This window comes from Kitasatospora sp. NPDC056783, from assembly GCF_042789895.1.
Lineage (GTDB): Bacteria > Actinomycetota > Actinomycetes > Streptomycetales > Streptomycetaceae > Kitasatospora.
In genome coordinates this window covers 1-4735 of sequence record NZ_JBHUAF010000523.1, presented here as the reverse complement: position 1 = coordinate 4735, position 4735 = coordinate 1, and the positions used below count along the sequence as shown (strand labels likewise).

At 76.3% G+C, this 4735-nt stretch carries 5 protein-coding genes and 1 pseudogene; 3 read left to right on the top strand and 3 right to left on the bottom strand.

Annotation, left to right across the window (positions count from 1 at the left end; all coding sequences use genetic code 11):
• The 3 genes and pseudogenes from ACFRMQ_RS38365 to ACFRMQ_RS38355 form a co-directional block, all read right to left on the bottom strand.
• Window positions 1–365, bottom strand: a pseudogene (locus ACFRMQ_RS38365) (ABC transporter permease); the annotation flags it as partial.
• Between the two features lie 5 nt (window positions 366–370).
• Complete coding sequence (locus ACFRMQ_RS38360) at window positions 371–1135, bottom strand: ABC transporter ATP-binding protein (protein WP_380735513.1); 765 nt, start codon at window positions 1133–1135, stop codon at window positions 371–373.
• A gap of 97 nt (window positions 1136–1232) precedes the next feature.
• The gene (locus tag ACFRMQ_RS38355; RefSeq protein WP_380735512.1) at window positions 1233–2006 is read right to left on the bottom strand and encodes a hypothetical protein; all 774 of its coding nucleotides are present in this window, start codon (window positions 2004–2006) and stop codon (window positions 1233–1235) included.
• A 93-nt stretch (window positions 2007–2099) separates the two neighbouring features.
• On the opposite strand from ACFRMQ_RS38355, the gene ACFRMQ_RS38350 reads away from it, so the two are divergent.
• The 3 genes from ACFRMQ_RS38350 to ACFRMQ_RS38340 form a co-directional block, all read left to right on the top strand.
• On the top strand, window positions 2100–2627 hold the full coding sequence (locus ACFRMQ_RS38350) for a hypothetical protein (protein WP_380735511.1): 528 nt from the start codon (window positions 2100–2102) through the stop codon (window positions 2625–2627).
• A gap of 217 nt (window positions 2628–2844) precedes the next feature.
• Window positions 2845–3750 carry a ketopantoate reductase family protein gene (locus ACFRMQ_RS38345; protein WP_380735510.1) on the top strand — a complete coding sequence of 302 codons (906 nt, stop codon included), beginning with the start codon at window positions 2845–2847 and terminating at the stop codon, window positions 3748–3750.
• A gap of 186 nt (window positions 3751–3936) precedes the next feature.
• Window positions 3937–4735 (top strand): hypothetical protein (locus tag ACFRMQ_RS38340; RefSeq protein WP_380735509.1); only part of this gene is annotated, 799 nt, incomplete at its 3' end.

The window sequence follows — 4735 nt, the reverse complement described above, 5'->3', positions numbered from 1 at the left end:
AGCAGGGTGGTCGCCACCACCTGCGCGCGCACCACCCGGCGCACCTGACGGGGCGTCGCGGCGACCGTGCGCAGCAGCGCCAGGTCGCGGTGCTGCGGACGCAGGGTGAAGCCGAGCGCGTTGACCACGACGAACAGCGCTACCAGGACGGCGATCTCGCCGAACGCCCCGGCGATCGGCAGCAGGCCCGGCCCGGTCACCGCCGTCCGCGCCACCGCCGCCGGCGCCGTGACCTGCGCTGCGACCAGTGACCCGAACAGCGTCACGGCCGCCACGGCCAGGAACAGCGCCGTCCCCAGCCCGGCGAAGGAGGCCGGACGGCGGCGGATCTGTCCCACCGAGAGAGTCGGCACGGGACCTTTCATCACGCTCACCCGCCCAACCGGCTCAGCCGCTCGCCGACCTGCGCGGCCGTCGGGGCGGTCAGCTCGTCCACCAGCAGGCCGTCCGCCAGCAGCAGCACCCGGTCCGCGTACCCGGCGGCGACCGGGTCGTGGGTGACCATCACGCAGGTCTGCCCGTCGGCGTCGACGCCCCCGCGCAGCAGGCCGAGGATCTCCTGTCCGGTGGCCCGGTCCAGCGCGCCGGTCGGTTCGTCGGCGAACAGCACCTCCGGCCGGGAGACCAGCGCACGGGCTATCGCCACCCGCTGCTGCTGACCGCCTGACAGCTGAGCGGGCCGGTGCCGCTCCCGCCCGCCCAGCCCGACCCGGGCCAGCGCCTCCCGCACCCCGGCCCGCTCCGGTGGCCGCCCGGCCAGCCGCCCGGGCAGCTCGACGTTCTGCGCGACCGTCATCGCGGGCATCAGGTTGAAGGCCTGGAACACGAACCCCACCCGGGTGCGGCGCAGCTCCGCCAGCCGCCGCTCGGGCAGCCCGGACACCTCGGTGTCGCCCCACCGCACGGTGCCCCTGGTCGGACGGTCCATCCCGGCCAGGCAGTGCAGCAGGGTGGTCTTGCCGGAGCCTGAGGGCCCCATCACGGCCGTGAACGTCCCCGGGGCGAAGCCCACCGAGACCCCGCGCAGCGCCCGTACGGCCGCCGCGCCCCGCCCGTACTCCCGGTGCAGCCCGGTCGCGCTCAGGGCCGCACCCGTCACCCCGTCGTGCGCCGCCGTGGCGGCGGCTGTCGTCATCCCGTTCATGCCCTCCATCGTGGGCGTCCGGGGCCGGGAGATCGATTGTGCTGGCACCCGAATCCGGGGTTCGGAAAACCGAACCCCGCAGGTGGTGCTACGTCCCCTCGGGCCGGTTGCGGAACCGCCAGTCCCACACCGCCCGCGCCCGGTGGTCGTGTTCGTCCTCCGGTCCGCCCGGTGGCCCGAGCAGTGCCAGTGCCAGTGCCGTGCGCGGGTCGTCCCGCGCGGCGAGGCCGTGGGCGGCCTCCAGCCGCACCGGCCGGTCGTCGACGCCGAGCAGGGCCGCCGGAGCGCCGGCGACCTCGGGCGTCCGGTCCGCGCCGTGGGCGAGGGCGCAGGCCGCGGCCGCCTGGACCTCCGCCGACGCGTCCCGGGCCAGGGCGAGCAGCGCGGCCCCGGTCCCCGGGGCGCGCCGACCGTCGCCGAGCGACCTGGCGACGGCGGACCGGACCGAGGCGTCCCGGTCCCGCGCCGGCCGGAGCACGCAGTCGTGACCGGCCTCGGTCAGCGGGGTACCGAGGCGGTTCGGCACCGCGCGGCGCACCCTCGGGTCCGGGTGATCGGCGTGGCGCAGCCCGATCGCCTCCTCCTCGGGGTGTTCGCGGCCGCCCAGCGCTTCGAGGACCACGGCGAGCGCCTCGCCGTCGGGCAGCGGACGGTCGGGGTCTGCGCCCTGCCGCACCAGGAGCCCGGCGACCTCGTGGTCGAAGCCGGCCACCGCCGTCCACAGCAGGGGCAGCCCGCCCGTGTCGACGGCGCTCGGGTCCGCGCCCGCGCCGAGCGCCGCACCCACCGCGGCGGCGTCCCGTGCCCGTACCGCCGCGACCAGCCGCCCGTCCGCCTTCGTCCGCGCTCTATCCCTCTGCACACAGCGGCACCCCAGCCTCTCCGCCGCCGGGAGCACCCGCGCCCCTTCCACCCCGCCTGCCCGTCCGCCCGCCCGACGCGGAATCATGGTCCGGTGACCATCGACCTGCTGCCCGGCCACGGCGTCCGGCTGCCCGCCCCGCTGCCCGAGCTGCGCTTCGGCCTCACCGAGGCGGAGGTGCGCGGGCTGCTGGCCCCGCACGGCGAGTCGCTGCCCGACGGGGTGCGGAGCACCTTCGTCTGCGGTTGCTCCTGGGCGCTGTCCTTCCTCCTGCCCGGGCTGAACGTCACCCTCTGCGCGGACGAGCGCGGCCGTCTCCAGGCGGTGACGGTCGGCCGGAATCCGGGCGACGGCCGGCCCGCCTGCCCGGTCGGCTACCACGGGATCGACGTGCTGGGCTGGTCCGCGCAGGAGTTGGTCGAGGCGCTGCGCGCCGAGGGCCTGGCGGTGCCCGACCCGGTCCGCGGCAGTCTCCGCCACGACACGCTCCACCTCCGTCGCGAGTCCGGTGCCCCGGCCCGTCCGCCGGCCCCCGGGCGCGAGCCGCGCCACGAGGAGCCCTTCGCCTTCGACTCCGCGTCCCTCTCCGCACTCACCGCGCGCACCGAGGCCGCCGGATGATCGCGCTCCCGTCCCTCCCGCACGGCCGGGGCCGGGGCCGGGGCCCCGGCGGCACCTCGTCTCCCTCGCGGACTCCCCCGACCAGCGCGGCCGGCGCCTCCTCGACTCCGGTGACGGCGGCGGATTCCTCGGCCCGGACGGTCCGGCGGACCGTTCCTCCCGGCAGGCCCCGCAGCCGTCCCTCCACTTCCACCCTCACTCACCCCCGGGAGTCACCATGACCACCACCCCCTTGACCATCGCCGTCCTCGGCCCGGGCGGCGTCGGCGGACTGATCGGCGGGCTCCTCGCCCGCGACGGCCACCGGGTCGTCTGCCTGGCCGGCGAGGAGACCGCGGCCGCCATCGCGCGGGACGGACTGCACGTCCGCAGCGCCCGGTTCGGCGACTTCACCGCTCGGGTGGAGGCCGCCACCGAGCTGCGCGGACCCGTCGACGCGGCCTTCGTGACGGTCAAGGCGACGACGCTGACCACCGCGCTCGACCGGATGCCCGCGGCAGCGCTCGGCACCGGGATCGTGGTGCCGCTGCTCAACGGCGTGGACCACGTGGCGGTGTTGCGCGAGCACTATCCGGCCGGACTGGTGGTGGCCGGCACGATCCGGGTCGAGGCCACCCGGACGGCACCCGGACGCATCGAGCACACCAGCCCGTTCGCCGCCGTCGAACTCGGTGCGGACGCCCAACATGCCACTGCCGTCGGCCGGTTCGCCGATCGGCTGCGGCACGCCGGCCCGGACGTCACACTGCGCGAGGACGAGACGGCCATGCTGTGGAGCAAGCTCTCCTTCCTCGCCCCGTTCGCCCTGCTCACCACCCGGCACGCGAGCGAGATCGGCACCGTGCGCACCGAGCACCGGGCCGAACTCCTCGCCGTCCTGGACGAGATCGGCGCCGTCACCCGGGCCCTCGGCACGCCGACGGACGCACAGACCCTGCTGGAGTCGTTCGACCGCGTCCCCGGCACGATGAAGTCCTCGATGCAGCGCGACGTGGAGGCGGGCCGGCCGGCCGAGCTGGACGCCATCGGCGGCGCGGTGCTGCGGGCGGCCGACGCGCACGGGGTGGCCGCCCCGACCATCGCCCGCCTGGTGCGCGACCTGTCCGAATTCGCCAACCGGTAGAACCAGACCGGGAGTTCACCCTGCGGAAGGCACGACCGCGGGGTGAACACCCGCCCGGACAAGCGCCCTCGACCACCGAACGCAAGCCGACGGGGGCGGACGAGGGCCGACAAGCACCCCATCGAGCGCACCGGCTCCACCCGCCCCGGCCTGTCGCCGCCACACCGGCACCGCCAGACGGTAGGAATGGGCACCGGACCGATCCGCACCCCGGAGGCACCGGTGAACCACCCGATCCTCGACCAGATCCAGGACCTGCGCGCCGAACTGGCCCCCGGCGACACCGCCCCCGCCCTGGTCACCGCGCTCGCCGACGGCACCGCGCCACGCTCGGCGCTGGCCGAACTCGCCGCCCAGCAACACCGGATCATCCGCTCCGACCGCCGCAGCCTGCTCCTGCTCGCCGGCCGCCGCGCGGACCGCCCGGTCGGCTCCTGGTTCGCCACCCTGGCCGAGGGCGAGAGCGCCGCGCTGCGCACCCTGCCCGCGCTCGGCACCGCCGTCGGCCTCGACCGGGGCGCACTGGAGGCCCGTCCGCCGCTGCCCGGCTGCCAGGCCTACCCCCACTGTCTCGCCTGGTTCGCCCTGAACGGCGAGCCCGAGGCCGTGGCCGCCGCCCTCGTCGCGAACTTCGCCGCCTGGGGCGGTTACTGTTCCACGATCGCGCAGGCCCTGCGCCACCACTACGGCCTCTCCGACGAAGCCTGCGCGTTCTTCGACTTCTTCGCCCAGCCGGCGCCCGAGCTGGAGCAGCAGGCCGCCGACGCGCTGGGACCGGACCGGCTGGACGCGCCGACGCTGGCCACCGCACGCGAGTACGGGCTGCTGCTCCAGGCCTACGAGCACCTGTTCTGGGACACCCTGGGCGTCATCGACGCGTGTGGCCGGGGGGGGTGCCCCGCCGCACCCCCCCCCCACCGCCCGAAACCCCTTGCGCAAGCAGCCCCGGCCACAGGGGGATTTGCCCCCCCCGGACCAACAGGCG

Bases quoted from the DNA above. Each gene is read 5' to 3' on its own strand.
- ACFRMQ_RS38360 (WP_380735513.1), bottom strand. From the start codon at position 1,135: ATGACGACAGCCGCCGCCACGGCGGCGCACGACGGGGTGACGGGTGCG.
- ACFRMQ_RS38345 (WP_380735510.1), top strand. From the start codon at position 2,845: ATGACCACCACCCCCTTGACCATCGCCGTCCTCGGCCCGGGCGGCGTC.